General features: G+C 59.2%; 18 protein-coding genes and 1 riboswitch. Of the genes, 3 read left to right on the top strand and 15 right to left on the bottom strand.

Going from position 1 to position 17,751, the window contains the following annotated elements; all coding sequences use genetic code 11:
* Positions 1 to 139: 139 nt before the first annotated feature.
* Genes AC2FLE_RS18075 through AC2FLE_RS18065 form a run of 3 tightly spaced genes read right to left on the bottom strand, consistent with a single transcriptional unit; the run spans position 140 to position 2,614 of the window.
* Positions 140 to 538 (bottom strand): (deoxy)nucleoside triphosphate pyrophosphohydrolase, encoded by a 399-nt coding sequence (locus tag AC2FLE_RS18075; protein ID WP_142637315.1) that lies wholly within the window; start codon positions 536 to 538, stop codon positions 140 to 142.
* Positions 535 to 1,761, bottom strand: coding sequence for a bifunctional glutamate N-acetyltransferase/amino-acid acetyltransferase ArgJ (gene argJ, locus AC2FLE_RS18070; RefSeq protein ID WP_496698759.1), 1,227 nt, complete (start codon positions 1,759 to 1,761; stop codon positions 535 to 537). Before argJ ends, AC2FLE_RS18075 begins: the two co-directional genes overlap by 4 nt.
* 4 nt (positions 1,762 to 1,765) lie before the next feature.
* A complete protein-coding gene (locus AC2FLE_RS18065; protein WP_496698758.1) occupies positions 1,766 to 2,614 on the bottom strand; it encodes a peptidylprolyl isomerase in 849 nt (282 codons plus the stop codon).
* Positions 2,615 to 2,790: 176 nt separating this feature from the next.
* Here AC2FLE_RS18065 and secA point away from each other — a divergent pair, with 176 nt between their 5' ends.
* The 3 genes from secA to AC2FLE_RS18050 all read left to right on the top strand — a co-directional run bounded on the left by secA (position 2,791) and on the right by AC2FLE_RS18050 (position 8,117).
* Entirely contained in the window at positions 2,791 to 5,508 is a 2,718-nt protein-coding gene (secA, locus tag AC2FLE_RS18060) for a preprotein translocase subunit SecA (RefSeq protein ID WP_496692629.1), read from the top strand.
* 100 nt (positions 5,509 to 5,608) lie between these two features.
* A complete protein-coding gene (locus tag AC2FLE_RS18055; protein ID WP_496698756.1) occupies positions 5,609 to 6,535 on the top strand; it encodes a hypothetical protein in 927 nt (308 codons plus the stop codon).
* A gap of 25 nt (positions 6,536 to 6,560) precedes the next feature.
* Complete coding sequence (locus tag AC2FLE_RS18050) at positions 6,561 to 8,117, top strand: phosphate ABC transporter substrate-binding/OmpA family protein (RefSeq protein WP_496698754.1); 1,557 nt, start codon at positions 6,561 to 6,563, stop codon at positions 8,115 to 8,117.
* A gap of 3 nt (positions 8,118 to 8,120) precedes the next feature.
* Here the strand turns inward: AC2FLE_RS18050 and radC are convergent, their stop codons facing one another.
* The 12 genes from radC to dnaJ all read right to left on the bottom strand — a co-directional run bounded on the left by radC (position 8,121) and on the right by dnaJ (position 17,735).
* On the bottom strand, positions 8,121 to 8,876 hold the full coding sequence (gene radC / locus AC2FLE_RS18045; RefSeq protein WP_496698752.1) for a RadC family protein: 756 nt from the start codon (positions 8,874 to 8,876) through the stop codon (positions 8,121 to 8,123).
* Between the two features lie 35 nt (positions 8,877 to 8,911).
* Complete coding sequence (locus AC2FLE_RS18040; protein WP_496698750.1) at positions 8,912 to 9,646, bottom strand: ABC transporter permease; 735 nt, start codon at positions 9,644 to 9,646, stop codon at positions 8,912 to 8,914.
* Entirely contained in the window at positions 9,643 to 10,371 is a 729-nt protein-coding gene (locus tag AC2FLE_RS18035) for an ABC transporter ATP-binding protein (RefSeq protein WP_496698749.1), read from the bottom strand. Before AC2FLE_RS18035 ends, AC2FLE_RS18040 begins: the two co-directional genes overlap by 4 nt.
* Positions 10,368 to 11,042 (bottom strand): thiaminase II, encoded by a 675-nt coding sequence (tenA, locus tag AC2FLE_RS18030; protein WP_496698747.1) that lies wholly within the window; start codon positions 11,040 to 11,042, stop codon positions 10,368 to 10,370. The genes AC2FLE_RS18035 and tenA overlap by 4 nt, the downstream gene beginning before the upstream one ends.
* Positions 11,039 to 11,974 carry an ABC transporter substrate-binding protein gene (locus AC2FLE_RS18025; protein WP_496698745.1) on the bottom strand — a complete coding sequence of 312 codons (936 nt, stop codon included), beginning with the start codon at positions 11,972 to 11,974 and terminating at the stop codon, positions 11,039 to 11,041. Before AC2FLE_RS18025 ends, tenA begins: the two co-directional genes overlap by 4 nt.
* Before the next feature lie 19 nt (positions 11,975 to 11,993).
* Positions 11,994 to 12,959: a ThiF family adenylyltransferase gene (locus AC2FLE_RS18020; protein ID WP_496698743.1), complete on the bottom strand. Its 966-nt coding sequence runs from the start codon at positions 12,957 to 12,959 to the stop codon at positions 11,994 to 11,996.
* Positions 12,956 to 13,552 carry a thiamine phosphate synthase gene (locus AC2FLE_RS18015; protein WP_496698741.1) on the bottom strand — a complete coding sequence of 199 codons (597 nt, stop codon included), beginning with the start codon at positions 13,550 to 13,552 and terminating at the stop codon, positions 12,956 to 12,958. The genes AC2FLE_RS18020 and AC2FLE_RS18015 overlap by 4 nt, the downstream gene beginning before the upstream one ends.
* Positions 13,549 to 14,313 (bottom strand): thiazole synthase, encoded by a 765-nt coding sequence (locus tag AC2FLE_RS18010; protein WP_496698739.1) that lies wholly within the window; start codon positions 14,311 to 14,313, stop codon positions 13,549 to 13,551. Before AC2FLE_RS18010 ends, AC2FLE_RS18015 begins: the two co-directional genes overlap by 4 nt.
* A gap of 2 nt (positions 14,314 to 14,315) precedes the next feature.
* On the bottom strand, positions 14,316 to 14,510 hold the full coding sequence (thiS, locus tag AC2FLE_RS18005; RefSeq protein WP_496698738.1) for a sulfur carrier protein ThiS: 195 nt from the start codon (positions 14,508 to 14,510) through the stop codon (positions 14,316 to 14,318).
* Complete coding sequence (locus AC2FLE_RS18000; RefSeq protein WP_496698736.1) at positions 14,494 to 15,471, bottom strand: FAD-dependent oxidoreductase; 978 nt, start codon at positions 15,469 to 15,471, stop codon at positions 14,494 to 14,496. Before AC2FLE_RS18000 ends, thiS begins: the two co-directional genes overlap by 17 nt.
* Positions 15,468 to 16,271, bottom strand: a complete 804-nt coding sequence (gene thiD / locus AC2FLE_RS17995) for a bifunctional hydroxymethylpyrimidine kinase/phosphomethylpyrimidine kinase (RefSeq protein ID WP_496698735.1) — start codon at positions 16,269 to 16,271, stop codon at positions 15,468 to 15,470. The genes AC2FLE_RS18000 and thiD overlap by 4 nt, the downstream gene beginning before the upstream one ends.
* 44 nt (positions 16,272 to 16,315) lie before the next feature.
* Positions 16,316 to 16,422: riboswitch (TPP riboswitch) on the bottom strand.
* 164 nt (positions 16,423 to 16,586) lie between these two features.
* On the bottom strand, positions 16,587 to 17,735 hold the full coding sequence (gene dnaJ / locus AC2FLE_RS17990; RefSeq protein ID WP_142637347.1) for a molecular chaperone DnaJ: 1,149 nt from the start codon (positions 17,733 to 17,735) through the stop codon (positions 16,587 to 16,589).
* Positions 17,736 to 17,751 lie beyond the last annotated feature (16 nt).

The raw sequence follows: 17,751 nt of genomic DNA, 5'->3' as shown, positions 1-17,751 counted from the left end.
GCTGGCCTCCATCGCAGATACCGGCTTGAATCACGATCAGCGGGCGCTGTGAATCCCTTTTGTCAACACGACCTAAGCGCTGCAATAGGTTTAAATCGCCCGCTGAATTCCAGCGTCCAGACAAGATCGAACCAGGACCCTAAAGCCAATCCCGCAAAATCGGGATCAACGGCACATCTGCCGCAGGCATCGGGTAACTGCGCAGATCATTCGCACGCACCCATTTCAGCGCCTGTCCTTCCTTCGATTGTGGAATGCCTTCCCATTTGCGGCAGGCAAACAGCGGCATCAGCAGGTGGAAATCATCATAGCTGTGGCTGGCGAAGGTCAGCGGCGCAAGGCAGGAGGACCATGTGTTGATGCCCAGTTCTTCGTACAGTTCGCGGATCAGGGCGACCTCGGGCGTTTCGCCGGGTTCGATCTTGCCGCCGGGAAACTCCCAAAGGCCAGCCATGGATTTGCCTTCGGGGCGCTGTGCCAGCAGCACCCGGCCCTCAATGTCTATCAGGGCGACCGCAGAAACCAGAACTGTTTTCACGACCGGTAATCCGCGTTGATCTCGATATAGCCATGGGTCAGGTCGCAGGTCCAAACGGTGGATTTACCCGCGCCCAGCCCCAGATCGACGCCGATTACAAGGTCCTGAGCTTTCATGTATTCGGCGGCGTCTTCCTCGCGGTAATCGGGACTGACCCAACCTTTTTCGGCCACAAGGATGTCTCCGAAAGAAATGCTCAGCAGGTCACGGTCGGCAGCTGCACCCGATTTTCCGATGGCCATGACGACGCGGCCCCAATTCGGGTCTTCGCCCGCAATGGCGGTTTTTATCAGTGGTGAATTGGCAATCGCCAATCCATGCACCTTGGCGTCGGCATCGGTGACAGCCCCGGTCACACGAATTTCTACGAATTTCGTGGCGCCCTCGCCGTCGCGGACCACTTGCTGGGCTAGGTCCAGCATCACGGTTTCCAAAGCCTCGGCAAAGGCGGCATTGCCGGTGGCATCCACGCCCGACGCCCCGGTGGCGCACAGCAGCAGGCTGTCCGAGGTCGAGGTATCGCTGTCGACGGTGATGCAGTTGAAGGTGCGGTCGGTTTGCGTACCCAGCATCTGCTGCAGCGCGGATTGTTCGACCTGGGCGTCGGTGAAGATATAAACAAGCATCGTCGCCATATCAGGCGCGATCATGCCAGAACCCTTGGAAATCCCCGCAATAGAGACCGTTTTTCCATCAATCTCGACCTGCGCCGAGGCTCCTTTCGGAAAGGTATCCGTGGTCATGATGGCCCGCGCTGCATCTTCGATTGCGTGGCGACTGAGGCCGGATTTCAGGGCCTCAAGCTGCGCCACGATGCGGTCATGCGGCAAGGGTTCACCGATCACACCAGTTGACGAGGTAAAAACCCGTTCGACCGGTACGCCTGTGGTCTTGGACACTGCTTGCGTCACCTCGGCGACCGAGCTTTGGCCATAATGCCCGGTAAATGCATTGGCATTGCCCGAATTCACAAGGATCGCCGCCGGCCCGTCACTTGGCCCGCCGATCTTGTCCTGACAATCCAGCACGGGTGCCGCGCGTGTGGCAGAGCGGGTAAAGACCCCAGCCACTGATGTGCCCGGATCCAGGACCGCCAGCATCACATCGGTGCGGCCTTGATAGCGTACGCCGGCTTCGACGGTCGCAAAGCGCACACCGTCAATCGCGGGCAATTCGGGAAACGCCGCCGGGGCCAGCGGAGAGACTTTGGTGATCGAGGCCACGGGGTTACTCCTGAATCAGGTCCAACTGACGCACGATGCCCGGGTTCACATCTTCGAGTGCAGGACGTTCGATCTGTGCAGCCTGGGTCAATTCGCCGATACGGGCCTGAATAGCTTCACTTTGCAGATCCTGTGCCAGCTCGTCGCGTACCGCATCAAGTGCGGGCGCTTCGGATTTGCGCTTGTCATTCAGAATGATCACGTGCCAGCCGAACTGTGTCTGCACCGGGTCCGACACCTGATCCTTCTCAAGCGCGACAACGGCGGTTTCAAACTCGGGAACCATCTGCCCCTTGCCGAACCAACCCAGCACCCCGCCATTCGGGCCGGAAGGACCGGTTGATTTTTCTTTGGCCAGCTCGGCAAAGTCGGCGCCATCATCCAACTGAGCCTTAAGGTCTTTTGCCTCATCCTCGGTCTCGACCAGAATATGGCTGGCATTAAACTCATCTTCGCCTTCAAACTCGGCAAAGCGCGCATCATAGGCGGTCTGAATGGTTTCTGCCGTTACAACTTCGTCGATCAGGGCATTTACGGTCTGAACCGCCAGCAACGACCGCGTCTCGTTCTCGATGGCCAAGGCGTTCAGATTGCTCAGCCCTTCTTGCTCCTGGCCCAGCAACTGCTGCTGAATCAGCTGCTCGATGATGAAATCATACAGAACATCATCTTCGACCTGCTGGTAGTTGGGGGGCAGTGTCGCAACTGTTGCGATCACATGCGCCAGAGTGATTTCTTCGCCGTTTACTCGGGCGACCACCGTGCTGGCATCGGGCTTGGTTTCGGCGGCCAATGGCAGCGCCATCACCGTTGCAAGGGCCAGCGATGGCAGAAAAGTGAGGCCTTTGGGCATGGAATCATCCTATTTCTTTGCCACGGCAGGGCGCAGCGTTGACACTCTGGAACCTGCCGCTTACATCGCTTTGAAGCCTTGGACAGGGCCGCCTTTCACCCCCCGTATCTATGGGTTGCGCGCAAGGTGGGCAAGCCTGTCAAAACCAAGACAAGAACAGATCCGCTGGAGTGAACATGCTGGGACTCGGAACGCTCGCCAAAAAGGTGTTCGGAACACCGAACGACCGCAAGATCAAGGCGACCCGCCCCCTGATCGAACAGATCAACGCGCTGGAACCCGAGTTCGAGAATCTGTCGGATGACGGCCTGATCGCAAAGACCGCCGAGCTGCGCAAACGTGCGTTGGAAGGCGAAAGCCTGGATGATCTGCTGCCCGAGGCGTTTGCCAACGTACGCGAAGGGGCAAAACGCGCGCTGGGCCTGCGTGCCTTTGATGTGCAGTTGATGGGCGGCGCCTTCCTGCATCAGGGCAATATTTCCGAGATGAAAACGGGTGAAGGCAAGACATTGGTTGCGACCCTCCCCGCCTATCTGAACGCGCTGACCGGTAAAGGCGTGCACGTGGTCACGGTGAACGAATACCTGGCCAAGCGCGACTCGGAATGGATGGGCAAGGTGTTTGCCGCCGTGGGCATGACCACCGGTGTCATCTGGTCAGGGCAGCCCGATGCCGAGAAAAAGGCTGCTTATGCCTGTGACGTGACCTATGCCACCAACAATGAGCTGGGTTTTGATTATCTGCGCGATAATATGAAGGCGGAACTGGATCAAATTTACCAGAAACACCACAATTTCGCGATCGTGGATGAGGTCGACTCGATCCTGATTGACGAGGCACGGACGCCGCTGGTCATTTCGGGGCCCTCCGAGGACCGGTCGGACCTGTATACCGCGATTGATGCGCTAATCCCATCATTGGGAGAAGATCACTTCACGCTGGACGAAAAGTCCCGGAACGTGACCTTCACGGATGAAGGTAACGAGTTTCTGGAGCAACAGTTGATTGCCAACGGCCTGATCCCAGAAGACCATTCGCTGTATGATCCTGAAAGCACCACAGTCGTTCACCACGTGAACCAGGGCTTGCGCGCGCACAAGCTGTTTACACGTGACAAAGATTACATCGTGCGGGACGGCAATGTCGTTCTGATTGATGAGTTCACCGGTCGCATGATGCCAGGTCGTCGCCTTTCGGAAGGTCTTCATCAGGCCATCGAAGCCAAGGAAAACGTGCAGATCCAGCCCGAAAACGTAACATTGGCCAGCGTGACGTTCCAAAACTATTTCCGTCTGTATGACAAGCTGGGCGGCATGACCGGCACCGCGCTGACCGAGGCTGAGGAATTTGCCGAAATCTACGGTCTGGGCGTTGTCGAAGTACCAACCAACAAACCGATCGCGCGTCTGGATGAGGACGATCAGGTCTTTCGTACCGCGGCCGAAAAATACGGCGCCATGATCGACGAGACAAAGGAAGCCCAGAAAAACGGACAACCGGTCCTTCTGGGCACCACGTCCATCGAAAAGTCCGAATTGCTCAGCCAGATGCTCACCAAAGAGGGTATCCAGCACAATGTTCTGAATGCCCGCCAACACGAGCAAGAGGCGCAGATCGTTGCCGATGCGGGCCGATATGGCGCAGTAACCATCGCCACCAACATGGCCGGTCGCGGTACTGATATTCAGCTGGGCGGCAATGTGGAAATGAAGGTTCTGCAGGCGCTGGCCGAAAACCCCGAGGCAGATCCGGCCGAGCTGCGTGCCGCGGAAGAAGCTCGCCATGCTGAAGAAAAAGAAAAGGTCCTGGCTGCCGGTGGGCTGTATGTCATGGCGTCCGAACGGCACGAGAGCCGCCGTATCGACAACCAGCTGCGGGGCCGGTCCGGCCGTCAGGGTGATCCGGGCCGCACCGTGTTTTACCTCAGCCTCGAAGACGACCTAATGCGCATCTTCGGCTCGGAACGGTTGGACAAGGTTCTGACCACGCTGGGCATGAAAGAAGGTGAGGCCATCGTCCACCCTTGGGTGAACAAATCGCTGGAGCGGGCGCAATCCAAGGTCGAAGGTCGCAACTTTGACATGCGCAAGAACGTCCTGAAATTCGACGATGTGATGAACGACCAGCGTAAGGTGGTATTCAGCCAACGGCGCGAAATCATGTCCGCCGACGATCTGTCCGAAATCGTATCAGACATGCGTGAACAGGTGATCGACGATCTGATCGACGAATATATGCCGCCGAAATCCTATGCTGATCAGTGGGATACCGAGGGTTTGCACGCAGCGGTCAAGGAAAAATTGACCATTGACGCCCCGGTTCAGGATTGGGCCGCTGAGGAAGGCGTGGATGACGAGCAGGTGCGCGAACGGCTGATCAACGCCGCTGACGAGATGATGGCGCAAAAAGTGGCCGCGTTCGGCCCCGAGAACATGCGCAACATCGAAAAGCAGGTCTTGCTGAACACGATCGACAGCAAATGGCGCGAACATCTGCTGACGCTGGAACATCTGCGCTCGGTCGTGGGCTTCCGCGGCTATGCCCAGCGCGACCCGCTGAACGAATACAAGAACGAAAGCTTCCAGCTGTTCGAATCCATGCTGGATTCGTTGCGCGAAACCGTGACCCAGCAGCTGTCCCGCGTGCGACCGCTGACCGAAGAGGAGCAGCGCGAAATGCTGACCCAGATGCAAGCGCAGCAGGCACGGGCGCAGCAGGCGGTAGATCAGGCCACTGGTCACGCCGAAGCGGTGGCCGAGGCCGAAGCCTCGGGTGATGCGCGGCCTGGATTTGTCGAAGACGACCCGGCAACTTGGGGAAACCCGTCGCGCAACGACAAGTGCCCCTGCGGTTCAGGCAAGAAGTTTAAGCATTGCCATGGCCGGTTGACCTAACGTCATCACAATCGAGACACAATGAGTCCGCCTCACGGCCACATATTAGCCGTGATTCAACTGCAGGGTGCGAATCGCTCCTTCAACTGGGGAGGGTGTCTTGTTTGTAATTAAGAACTACGTAACCACTGGCGGCACCGTTGCTTGTGCATTGGCCATTGGCTACCTCATGCAGAACGGAACCCCTGCGCAACCGCGAGGGGAGCGGGCTTCTGTTGATGTGGCATCAGTTACGGATCAGGCTTCAATCATCCCCGGGTTAAGCGAAGTCGTTCTGACCTCATCTGCACCGGCTCACGGAACAAGCAAAGAGACCGGGTCCGACAACCGTTTTATCGAATCCAGTCGATCAGAACCTGTCAATCCCATTGACTGCACCCTCAGTGCGCGCGCTACTGCCGTTCCCGGTGCTGCCGCCCGGCTGGTCGTCAACGCCCCCTGCCACAGTAATGAATCCGTGGAAATTCACCACAGCGGCCTGACAGTCACACAGCGCACCGACGCAGTAGGGCGCATGGACATGACAATCCCGGCCCTGTCAGAATATGCGATCTTTCTGATCTCGTTTGAAGACCAACATGGAACAGTCGCAACCACCCATATCGCTGACATTGCCAATTACGAACGCATTGCCCTGCAATGGCAGGGTGAAACTGACCTGCAAATTCATGCGCTGGAATTCGGGGCCATCTATGGCGGCAATGGCCATGTCTCGGCCGAGACCCCGACCGAAGGCGCCGGACAGGTAGTGCGTCTGGGCAATACCGGAACCGGGGACATGAAAAACATCGAAATCTATTCGTTCCCTGCTGGTCTTTCCAACCAAAACGGGTCGATAGAAATCACTGTCGAAACCGAGGTGACTTCAGAAAATTGCGGGCGCGACCTGAACATCCAGTCGCTTGAATTGCGGGATGATCGGTTGAGATCAAAAGACAGGACGCTGAGTTTTCCTGAATGCTCCCGCACCGGAGAGTTTCTGGTGTTGAATAATCTCTTCCAAGACCTGACAATCGCCGCAAACTAAATCCGCAGGCAGGCTCGGGCATCTTATGACATTCTTTCGTGTGGCAGCGGCTGCACTGGCTTCCGTTACAATCGCTTCGGGCGCACAGGCGCAAGACATCTCGCTTATGTCGCATGACGGCAAGGTCGAAGTCACCGGTGACCTGCTGGGATTTGATGGCGAGTTCTATCGCGTGGCAACACAATTCGGCACGCTGACAGTTGATGGGTCCGGTGTGACCTGTACCGGACCTGCCTGCCCAAGCCTGACCGATTTTGTGGCTGAAATCCGATTTGCCGGATCTTCGGTCATGGCGGAAAAGGTTCTACCAGCGCTGATTGTTGGCTTCGCACAGCAGCAAGGGTTGTCGGCGACCCCAAACAGGCTGACCGCCAACACATTTTCTTACGAACTGCACCAACCCGGGCGGGCAGCACCGCTTGGTCGGTTCTTCTTTGACGCAGGGAACACTGAGCGCGGATTTAGGGCGCAGGCAGAAAACCAGGCTGATATTGTTCTGGCGTTGCGCGAAATCCGACCCGAAGAGGAGCAAGCCGCACAAGCGGTAGGCCTTGGCGATCTGACCCGCACCCGCCGGGCCCGCGTCATCGCGCTTGACGCTTTGGTACCAATCGTTGCCAACTCGAACCCGTTACAGCAAATCTCGCTTGCGGAATTAACCCGGGTGTTTTCGGGCGAGATTACGAGTTGGGCCGAGTTGGGCGGGCCCGATGCGCCAATTTCACTGCACCTTCCGGAAGCCGGTTCGGGTCTGGCCCAGAATGTCGAAGACAGGCTTCTGGGACCCTCCGGCACAGCCCTTTCCGAGGCGGCCATTCGGCATGACCGCAGTACTGATCTGGTGCGTACCGTTGCTGCGGATCCCTTTTCAATAGGTGTCGCAAGCCAAGCCGAAGCCAGCACCGCGCGCGCCCTGCCTTTGACCGGCGGGTGTGGTCATGCGCTGGCGGCAACTCGGGAGTCAATCAAGACCGAAGATTATCCGCTGACCTCGCCTATGTTTCTATACCTGCCGGACCGGCGATTGCCGCGTTTTGCACGTCAGTTCCTGGCCTACACCCAGGGAGCCGAGGCGCAGATGGCAATACGCGAGGCTGGCTTTGTCGATCAAACCCCAGAGACTATGGGTCTTGGGGTGCAAGGGGATCGACTTGCCAATGCGATCGCGTCGGGCGGATCAGAAGTTGGTTTGGAGGAACTTCAGCGGCTGGTCGAGATATTCAGGCCCATGTCCCGCCTGTCATTGTCCTTCCGGTTCGAGCCCGGTTCCTCGCGCCCGGATGCGCAGTCACGGTCCAATATCCGACATCTTGCCCTTCTTTTGGAATCCGGGACCCTCGATGCCCGAAAGCTCAGGTTTGTCGGCTTCAGCGATGGCGAAGGGGCAGCGTCAACCAATGCGCGGATCGCATTGTTGCGGGCAAAAACCGTTCGCAATGCCGTATTGGCCGAGATTGAAACCGCTATCGGGGACAGCGTCGAAATCACGGTCGACGCCTTTGGCGAGGCCATGCCCATGGCCTGCGACGACACGAAATGGGGCCGAAAGGTCAACCGCCGAGTCGAGGTCTGGGTTCAATAGCACTCACAGATAGCCTTCGGACCTGAAGCTCAACTCGTTCGACTTTCCAATGATCAGATGGTCATGCAGCGTCAGGCCCAGTGCCAGGCAGGCATCCTGAATTCGGTTGGTCATGTCGATATCCGATTGCGACGGGGTCGGGTCACCTGACGGATGGTTATGCACAAGTATCAACGCCGAGGCATTCAGCTCCAGCGCCCGTTTGGCAACCTCGCGCGGATAGACAGGGACATGATCCACCGTGCCCTTGGCCTGCTCCTCATCAGCGATCAGCACGTTTTTGCGATCCAGATAGAACACACGGAATTGTTCGGTCTCGCGATGGGCCATGGTGGTGTGGCAATAGTCCAGCAATGCGTCCCATCCGGAAATCACATGTCGCCTCATCACCCGTGCGCGGGCCATGCGATGGGCGCAGGCCTCAAGGATTTTCAGATCGGTGATCACGCTATCCCCGACACCTTTGATTTGGCGCAGCCGTTCCTCGGGCGCGGTCAGCACCCGGTTGAAATCGCCAAACGCCTCCATCAGCGCACGCGCCAGCGGTTTCACATCCTGCCGGGGGATTGAACGGAACAGCACCAACTCCAACAGCTCATAATCCGGCATGGCGGCGGACCCGCCAGACAGGAACCGTGCGCGCAGCCGCTTGCGATGATCTTTGATGTAGGAGGGTAACCGACCCGTCGGCAGCGGCTGCGCGGGGGTTTCGTCTGTATCGAACAGCATTGGGGCTTCGGAAAAGGCGTCCTGTGTCATGCTCTCAGCCTGACGCAGAATCGGTTTCCAGATGGTTAACGCACCTCACCTGCCATGCGGGCAGTGGCGCGGCGGACAGCCATATGCAACACGATGGAAAACACCCCCAAGGTCAGCATTGCGGCGAACATCAGATCGGTCTTTGCACGGCCATTGGCCAACAGCATCAAATATCCCAACCCTTGGGACGAGCCGACCCATTCACCAATCACCGCCCCGATCGGCGCATAGACGGCGGCCAGCCTCATCCCCGACGCCAGCGAGGGCATCGCCGCCGGAATGCGGATATACCACAGCACTGCACGCGGACTGGCCTGCATCGTGCGCGCAAGGTCCAGATAGCCCTGCGGCGTCCGCATCAGCCCATCGAAGAAAGACGAGGTGATCGGGAAATAGATGATCAGCACCGCCATCGCAACCTTGGACCACAGACCATAGCCCAGCCAAAGCGTCAGCAACGGGGCCAGCGCAAAAACCGGCAGAGCCTGCGTGAACACCAGCATCGGCTGTACCAACACTCGCGCCGCCCGCGAATTGGCCAGCTGCAGCGCCGTCACCACCCCCAGAACAGTCCCGAATGCCAGTCCGATCACCACTTCGACCGCGGTGATCCAGGTGTGTTCGGCAATCAGCCAGCGGTTCTGCCACCAGGTCTCAGCCACCACGGCGGGGCTTGGCAGGATGAATTTGGGCAAGCCGGTCGTCCAGACGATCCCCTGCCAGATCGCAATCGCAAACACGGTGGCTGCAAGGGCTGAGAGATATTTCATGCGACCGCCTCGCGCAGCAAGCGCAACAGCGAACCTTGCGTCTCAAGCGTCTCAAGGTCGTCCACATGGCGCGGGGCGAGGGCATGCGGCGGCTTACAGGGGGTCAGGCCTTGTTGCGTCATCACCATGATGGACTGGCCCAACCGCGCAGCCTCACCCGGATCATGGGTGACCAGCAGAACAGTCCGGCCTTGCAACGCCTCGACCGCAAGATCCTGCATGTCGGCGCGGGTGCGAGCATCAAGGGCCGAGAACGGCTCATCCAGCAGAACAATCGGGCGATCTTCCATCAGCGTGCGGGCCAAGGCCACGCGCTGGCGCTGACCGCCGGACAGCTCGGACGGTTTCTTGGTCATATGATCCTGCAGCCGCATGCGCCGTATCAGACGGTTGCGCCGCTCCAGATCTGGCTTTTGACCCCGCAACCGCGCACCTAACGAGACATTCTGTGCGACCGTTGCCCAGGGCAGCAGCAGATCATCCTGCGCCATATAGGCCACGCGGTCCTGCATCGGAGCACCGTCGCCGGCGGTGATCTGCCCGGTGAACACGGCCCCCGTGTCCAGCCCCGCAATCAGACGTAGAATTGTGGTTTTACCGACGCCCGATCCGCCCAACAGGCAAGTCCACTGCCCGGCCCCAAGGGTCAGGGTAAGCGGCGCGAACAACGTCGCCCCGTCAATCGTAGCCGTGCCGTTGATGCTCAGATCGGGCGCCCGTGTCATGGGGTCAGGCCCATTTGCCAGAAGTTGACTTCTAGCTCGGTTGCGGTGCGGAAGGTCTGGCACAGGCGGTCCCAGCGAGGCGAGGCTGCAAAGTTCTCACCAATACGCCGTATTAGAGCCTGATCTAACAGTTCTCCGACCGCTTCGCACGCGCCTTGGTAGTCGTCACTGGCATAGGTATTGATCCAGTCACGATAGACCTCGGATGTAGCTTCAGAGGCCAACCGCGTCCCGATTTCGCCATAGCCCATCACACAGGGGGCCAGAGCCGCCAGCAGGTCCAGCAAATCGCCACTATACCCGGCCTCAAGCACAAAGCGCGTATAGGCCAGGTTTTCGGCGCGTTCAGGGGTAGCGAACAGCTCCTCCTGGGAAATCCCGGCGGCCTCGCAGATACCGATATGCAGCTGCATTTCCTCGGCAACCAACGCATTTACTGTGGCCACAGCCGTCAGCATTTCCGAATGAGTCTCGGACTTAACAACCGCCAGTGCCCAAGCACGGGAAAAATGGATCAGGAACACATAGTCCTGTCGCAGGTAATGCAGGAACGCCGCGCGCGGCAGCGTTCCGTCTTTCATTCCTTCCACAAAGGCGTGGCGGGTGTAATTCCCCCAAGGCCCTTGCGCAGCATCGCGCATCAGCGCGAAAGCTTTGCCGTAATCGCTCATTGCGCGGTCACATCAATGGCAATGTCGCTGACCGGGTTCAGGCTGTCGATCATGCCGCTGTTCTTCAGAAACTCCTCGAACCGCGCATAGCGACCCGCATCAAACGCCGCCGGACGCAGCGCGAACCGGGGCAGCGTGTCGACCCAGGCACGGGCATTCAGTTCATCCTGCAGCTCGGGCGAGGTGGCCGCGAAGATTTCCCAGCTTTTTTCCGGGTTGTTGACGATATACTGGGTCGCTTTTTCGGTCGCGGCCAAGAATCGGGCGATTTTGTCGGCATCCATCGTGTCGGGATTGGCGACATAGATCAGCTCATCATAGGGTGGGATGCCTTCCTCTTCGATATAGAAACAGCGACCCGCGACACCTTCGATATCCATCTGGTTCAGCTCAAAATTCCGGAACGCCCCGATAACCGCATCCACCTGACCGGTCATCAGCGACGGCGACAGCGAGAAGTTGACATTGACCATCTCAATCTCATCCAGACCGATATCATGCTGCCCCAGAAGGGTTGTCAGGATCGCCTCTTCGACACCGGCGACCGAGAAACCGATTTTCTTGCCCCGCAGATCGGCCAGCGACTTGATCGGGCCATCATCCAGCACCAGCAGGCAGTTCAGCGGGGTGGCAACCAGCGTGCCGACCCGTTTCAGCGGCAAGCCCTCATGGATTTGCAGATGCAGCTGCGGCTGATAGGATACCGCCAGATCGGCCTGACCGGCAGCAACCAGGCGCGGCGGCGCGGAGGGGTCCGCAGGCGGGATGATTTCAACCTCAAGCCCCTGGTCGGCAAAATAGCCGTTTTCCTGTGCGACGATAATTGGACCATGGTCCGGGTTCACAAACCAATCCAACAAGACGGTCATCTTATCCTCGGCCCAGGCCGGCGCGGCAGCCAGCAGGGCGATTGCAGCGATCAGTTTTTTCATATCTCGCGGTTCCTTCTGTTCACGAGGTTGAAGCCGCGACAAGAACAATCTCGCCCGGCCAATTCGGTTGAATTCGTTCGGCAGCACGCCAGGCGCGCAATCCGGTAGCACAGCACAATGCCAGCCTTTTGCCTTTATTAGGGTCTATCTGATTCAGATCATCCGGCGATATCCGTTGCGCATCAGGATGTACCGGGCGCGGGGATTCCTTGGGGCTGCGCAGCTCGATGATCTGGTCATCTGTCGTCAGTTGCCCGGCCGAGAGAAACCGGAAACAGCCGTTCGGTTCGGGCGCATCGTCAAAGCGGAAGGCCGTGCTGCGGAGTGTCCGACCATCGTACTGAACCATCTGACCCAGCACCGAGGGCGTCAGTCCAAGGATCAGGTTCAACGCCATCTGTGCCTGCATCGCGCCGACCGTCCCGACGACCGAACCCAGAACACCAGCGGTGGCGCAGCTTGCCCCGCTGTCCGGCGCATCCGGGAACAGCGCCCGCAAAGACGGCGCGCCGCCGCAGAAACCTCCGACATAGCCCGACAGCCCAAGCACCGAGGCGCTGATCAGCGGCTTGCCTTGCGCCAAGCAAGTGTCCGACAGGATATAGCTGGCCGCATAGCTGTCTGCGCAATCCAAGATCACATCCGCCTGAGCGACCAGGTTACTGGCATTTTCGTCTGTTAGAGCCTGTTTTTTGCCGCTGACGTCTATGTCTCCATTGATCGCCTTGCACCGTGCCGCCGCACGCTCGGCCTTGGGGTGTCCGCAATCCGTCTCAGAAAACAAGGTCTGCCGATGCAGGTTGGACAGCTCAACCTGATCCCTATCCAGGATCGTGATCTGCCCGACCCCTGCCCCAGCCAGCAACGGCAGGACCGGGGCGGCCAAACCGCCCGCACCCACCACCAGAACACGGGCCGAGGACAGGCGCGCCTGCCCTTCGGCCCCAACCTCTGGCAACAGCGTCTGACGGGCATATCGGCTCATCTGGTGACCTCGATCCATTGACTCAAACGCGCCTCGGGGTTGGTATCCAGGGTAATATCGGTCACGACCGAGACGATATCCGCCCCAGCCTGCAGGACACCCGGTGCACGCTCGACGCTCATCCCGCCGATGCCAACCAGTGGAGTATCACCAACGCGCGCTTTCCATTCTGTGACGCGGGGCAGACCCTGCTGCTGCCATTTCATCTTTTTCAGGATGGTGGGATAGACCGGGCCAAGCGCCACATAGTCGGGGTCCATGGCCAACACGCGCTCTAACTCATCATCATCATGGGTGGACACGCCCAGTTTCAAACCCGCCTTGCGGATGGCAATCAAATCGGCCTCGTCCAGATCCTCTTGCCCCAAATGCACCCAGTCACAGCCGGCGTCGATGGCCGCCTGCCAATAGTCATTGACCACCAGAACTGTCCCATTTGCGCGGCACAGGTCGCGCGACTTGGCAATCTGGTCACACACCACATCCATGGGCTGGTCCTTGACCCGCAGCTGCACCAGTTTCACACCCAGCGGCAGCATCCGGCGCAGCCAGTCCGAATGATCGAAGATCGGATAAAACCGGTCGAGTGTCATGACAGAAATGCCTTTCCAATAACCGGGGTCGAAGGTTCCGCCATATCGCGCGCCTCGATCGGGTCGGCCTGATGGGCCAGTTGCCCGGCCTCGATCGCGCGGGCCATTGCGCGGGCCATCAACGCGGGGTCTCCGGCACGGGCCACGGCGGTGTTCAGAAGAACGGCGTCATAGCCCAGCTCCATCGCGTGGGCCGCGTGGCTGGGCAGACCGATACCAGCGTCAATCACCAAGGGCACATCCGGGAATTCTGCCCGCATCGCCCGCAGGGCATATTCATTGTTCAGCCCCCGCCCTGACCCAATCGGCGCGCCCCATGGCATCAGCACCTCACACCCGGCGGCAAGCAGCCGTTCGCCAACAATCAGATCGTCGGTCGTATAGGGAAAGACCTGAAACCCGTCGCTGGTCAGAATGCGCGCAGCTTCGACCAGCTGGAACACATCCGGTTGCAGGCTGTCGGTATGGCCGATCAGTTCCAGCTTGATCCACTTGGTATCAAAGACCTCACGCGCCATATGGGCGGTGTTCACCGCCTCTTTGACCGTGTGGCATCCGGCGGTGTTGGGCAGCACCAACACGCCCAGATCGCGGATCATCTGCCAGAATGTCTGCCCTGCACCGGATTCACGTCTGAGCGAGACAGTGGCAACACCCGCCCCGCTTTCGCGAAAGGCCTGCTCCAGAATAGCCGGGCTGGGATATTGCGCCGTGCCCAGCATCAGCGGGTTGGGTAATGTGGTTCCGTAAAAGGATTTCATCCTCAGCCCCCCTGCATCGGCGCGACGATTTCGATCCGATCCCCTTCAACCAAAGCATGGGCAACACGCAGCCCCGAGGGCACGAATTCTTGGTTCACCGCAGTGGCGACACGGCCCGAGTAGCCGCATTCCATCAGCAATTCCGATAGGGTTTCGGCCCGCACCTCGCGCGGCTCGCCATTAAGCACGATCTTCATCGACCATCTCCGAATGTTTGTGTTCAAGCGCCAGATCGGCAACGCCTTGGGCCAGCGCAGGTGCCAGCAGGTACCCGTGGCGGTACAGCCCGTTGGCGTAAATCGTCCCGCCCCGACGCCGGATCCGAGGCAGATTGTCGGGAAAGGCCGGGCGCAGATCGACGCCGATCTCTAGCACCTCGGCCTCGCCAAAAGCGGGGTTCAACGCATAGGCCGCGCTGAGCAGTTCCAGCATCGAGCGCGCGGTGATGCGGGTTTTATCCTCGGATTCAATCATCGTCGCGCCCAGCATGTAGATGCCATCGCCACGCGGCACGATGTAAAGCGGCATCCGGGGATGCAACAGGCGCACGGGCCGGGTCAGCGTCACATCAGGGCAGCGGATCACCAGCATCTCACCCTTTACGCCCCGAAGATCAGACAAGGCGTCCCGCGCCTGAAGACCACGGCAGTCAATCGCGTTCTCCAACCCAGCAGGGGCGGGTTCGCGATGAAAGGCAACGCCCCGCGCGATAAGATTGTCGAAGACATCCTGCAGCGCCATGCGTGGGTCTATATGGGCTTCGTCCTTGAAATACAGACCGTTGCCGAAACCATGTAGATCAGGCTCTAATGCGGCTAGTTCCTGCTGATCTACCTCATGATGCCCCTGCGTTCGACGACCAAATCGACGCAAATCCGGCAAGTCGCGCGCACCGCAAACGACCAAAGTACCGCGCTGATGAACCTTGGTCCGGTTCGCCCACCAGTCAAAAGCACCCTGCCCCAGGCGCAAGACCGGCTCTTCGGCATTTTCGAACTCGCACCACGGGGCCAGCATTCCCCCGGCCCACCAAGAACAGCCATGCGGACCCGGCAGGCCGGCGGGGTCAAAGACCTGCACCCGTGCGCCGCGATGGGCCAATTCGGACGCAACAGCCAAACCGGCCACGCCTGCCCCTATGACAGACCAGATCGTCACGCCGGCCAGACCCAATGGAAATGATGCACCGGACCATGGCCCCGGCCCACGCACAGCCCATCAGCCTGGGCGATAGCGCCTTGCAAATAAGCATGTGCCTCTGCCACGGAACCCTGCAAGCTCAGACCTTTGGCCAACCCGGCGGAAATTGACGAGGACAATGTACACCCGGTTCCGTGGGTGTTCTTTGTGTTCCGGCGCTGCGCTGTGAATTCATCCACCAATCCCGAACCGTCGACCAACAGATCATGACATATCTCGCCCTGTCCATGCCCTCCTTTCATCAAAACAGACGCGGCCCCCTTTGCGCAAAGGGCCTGTCCCTGAACCACCATTTCATCCGGAGACTGCGCTTCGGACTGTCCAAGCAGGCGCGCAGCCTCGGGCAAATTGGGCGTCAGAACAGTCGCGCGTGGTATCAGAAGGTCCATAAGGGTCCGGATTGCATCACCCGCCAGCAATGCATCCCCGGATTTCGCTATCATGACAGGGTCCAAAACTATGGGCCCGGCATAGCCTGAAAGGGCATCTGCAACGGTCTCGATAATCTCGGGAGTTGCCAGCATGCCGATCTTGATCGCCCCGACATCCAGATCGCTCAGCACGGCGTCGATTTGCGCGCGGATCACACTCAGAGGAATGCCATGAACGGCTGACACGGCCAGGGTGTTCTGAGCAGTCACCGCCGTAATAACGCTGGCCCCATAAACGCCCAGCGCAGACATCGCCTTGAGGTCCGCCTGAATTCCGGCCCCGCCTCCGCTGTCGGACCCTGCAATGGTCAGGGCAATTGCCGCCATGTCGTTGCTCCATCTTCTAGGGGCAACGGGGCAGGGAAAACGTCTGTATTCATAAGACCGTTCCCTCCGCCGGTATTGCCCGGATCAGGTTCGATGGGTTGATGCAGCAGCACCTCTCAGCCTTGCGAACAGGGCACCCCAACGGTTGCGCGGACCATCTCAGGAGCGGCGACAATAATCAAGCGGAGATTTGCGAGGCTCTGCCTCGCGCTCCGAGGTATTTTAGCCCGATGAAGAGCGGATCACCTGCTTCATCTGACCCTAAATACCTCGGGGGAGTCGCGGGGGCAGCGCCCCCTTTTTTGGGAAAAGACTTCAGCCCTTCATCCCGTCCCAGAAGGATTTGACGGAGGAGAAAAAGCTGTTGGATTCCGGGTGATTATCTTCACCCAGGTCGTCGAACTCGCGCAGCAGCTCTTTCTGGCGGCTGGTGAGGTTTACCGGAGTTTCCACGGCCAGCTCAATGAACATATCTCCAACACCGCCACCACGTAGGGCTGGCATGCCCTTGCCGCGCAGGCGCATCTGGCGACCCGATTGGCTGCCCGCTGGAATCTGCACACGCCCGCGGCCACCGTCGATGGTCGGAACTTCGATCGAACCACCAAGCGCGGCTTTGGCCATGCTGACCGGCACGCGGCAATAGAGGTTCACGCTGTCACGCTCGAACAGCCTGTGATCTGAGACCTCTACAAAGATGTATAGATCACCCGGAGGGCCACCGCGCATTCCAGCCTCGCCTTCACCGGCCAGACGAATGCGCGTGCCGGTTTCGACACCGGCTGGAATGTTAACGGACAAAGCGCGTTCTTTTTCAACACGGCCCGCACCCTGACAGGATTTGCAGGGGTTCTTGACGATTTGACCCAGGCCCGAACAGGTCGGACAGCTGCGTTCTACTGTGAAAAAGCCTTGTTGCGCACGCACCTTGCCCATACCTGAACAGGTCGGACAGGTGGTGGGCTCAACACCGCCTTCAGCCCCGGATCCGTCGCAGGACGAACAGGCAACCGCTGCCGGGACATTGATGGTTTTCTGCTGACCTGAATACGCCTCTTCCAGCGAGACGCGCAGGTTATAGCGCAGATCCGAACCGCGTGCGGCACGACGTCCACCGCCCCCGCCCCGTTGGCCGCCCATGAAATCGCCGAACAGGTCGTCGAACACATCCGAAAATGCACTGGAAAAGTCGCCCTGACCAAAGCCAGCGCCAGGTCGGCCACCGCCGCCCATGCCATTTTCGAATGCAGCATGACCGAACCTGTCATAAGCCGCCTTGCGTTCAGCATCTTTCAGGACGTCATAGGCCTCGTTCGCTTCTTTGAACTGTGCCTCTGACTCCGGATTGTCCTTGTTGCGGTCGGGATGTAATTCTTTGGCCTTCTTACGAAAGCCTTTCTTGATCTCGTCCGCTGATGCACCCTTGGATACGCCGAGCACATCGTAATAGTCGCGTTTTGACATCAGTATTTCCTTCTGC

The organism is Ruegeria sp. CDSA077, assembly GCF_059612265.1.
Note: the sequence above shows the minus strand (reverse complement) of the source record. Positions and strands in the feature narration are given on the sequence as shown.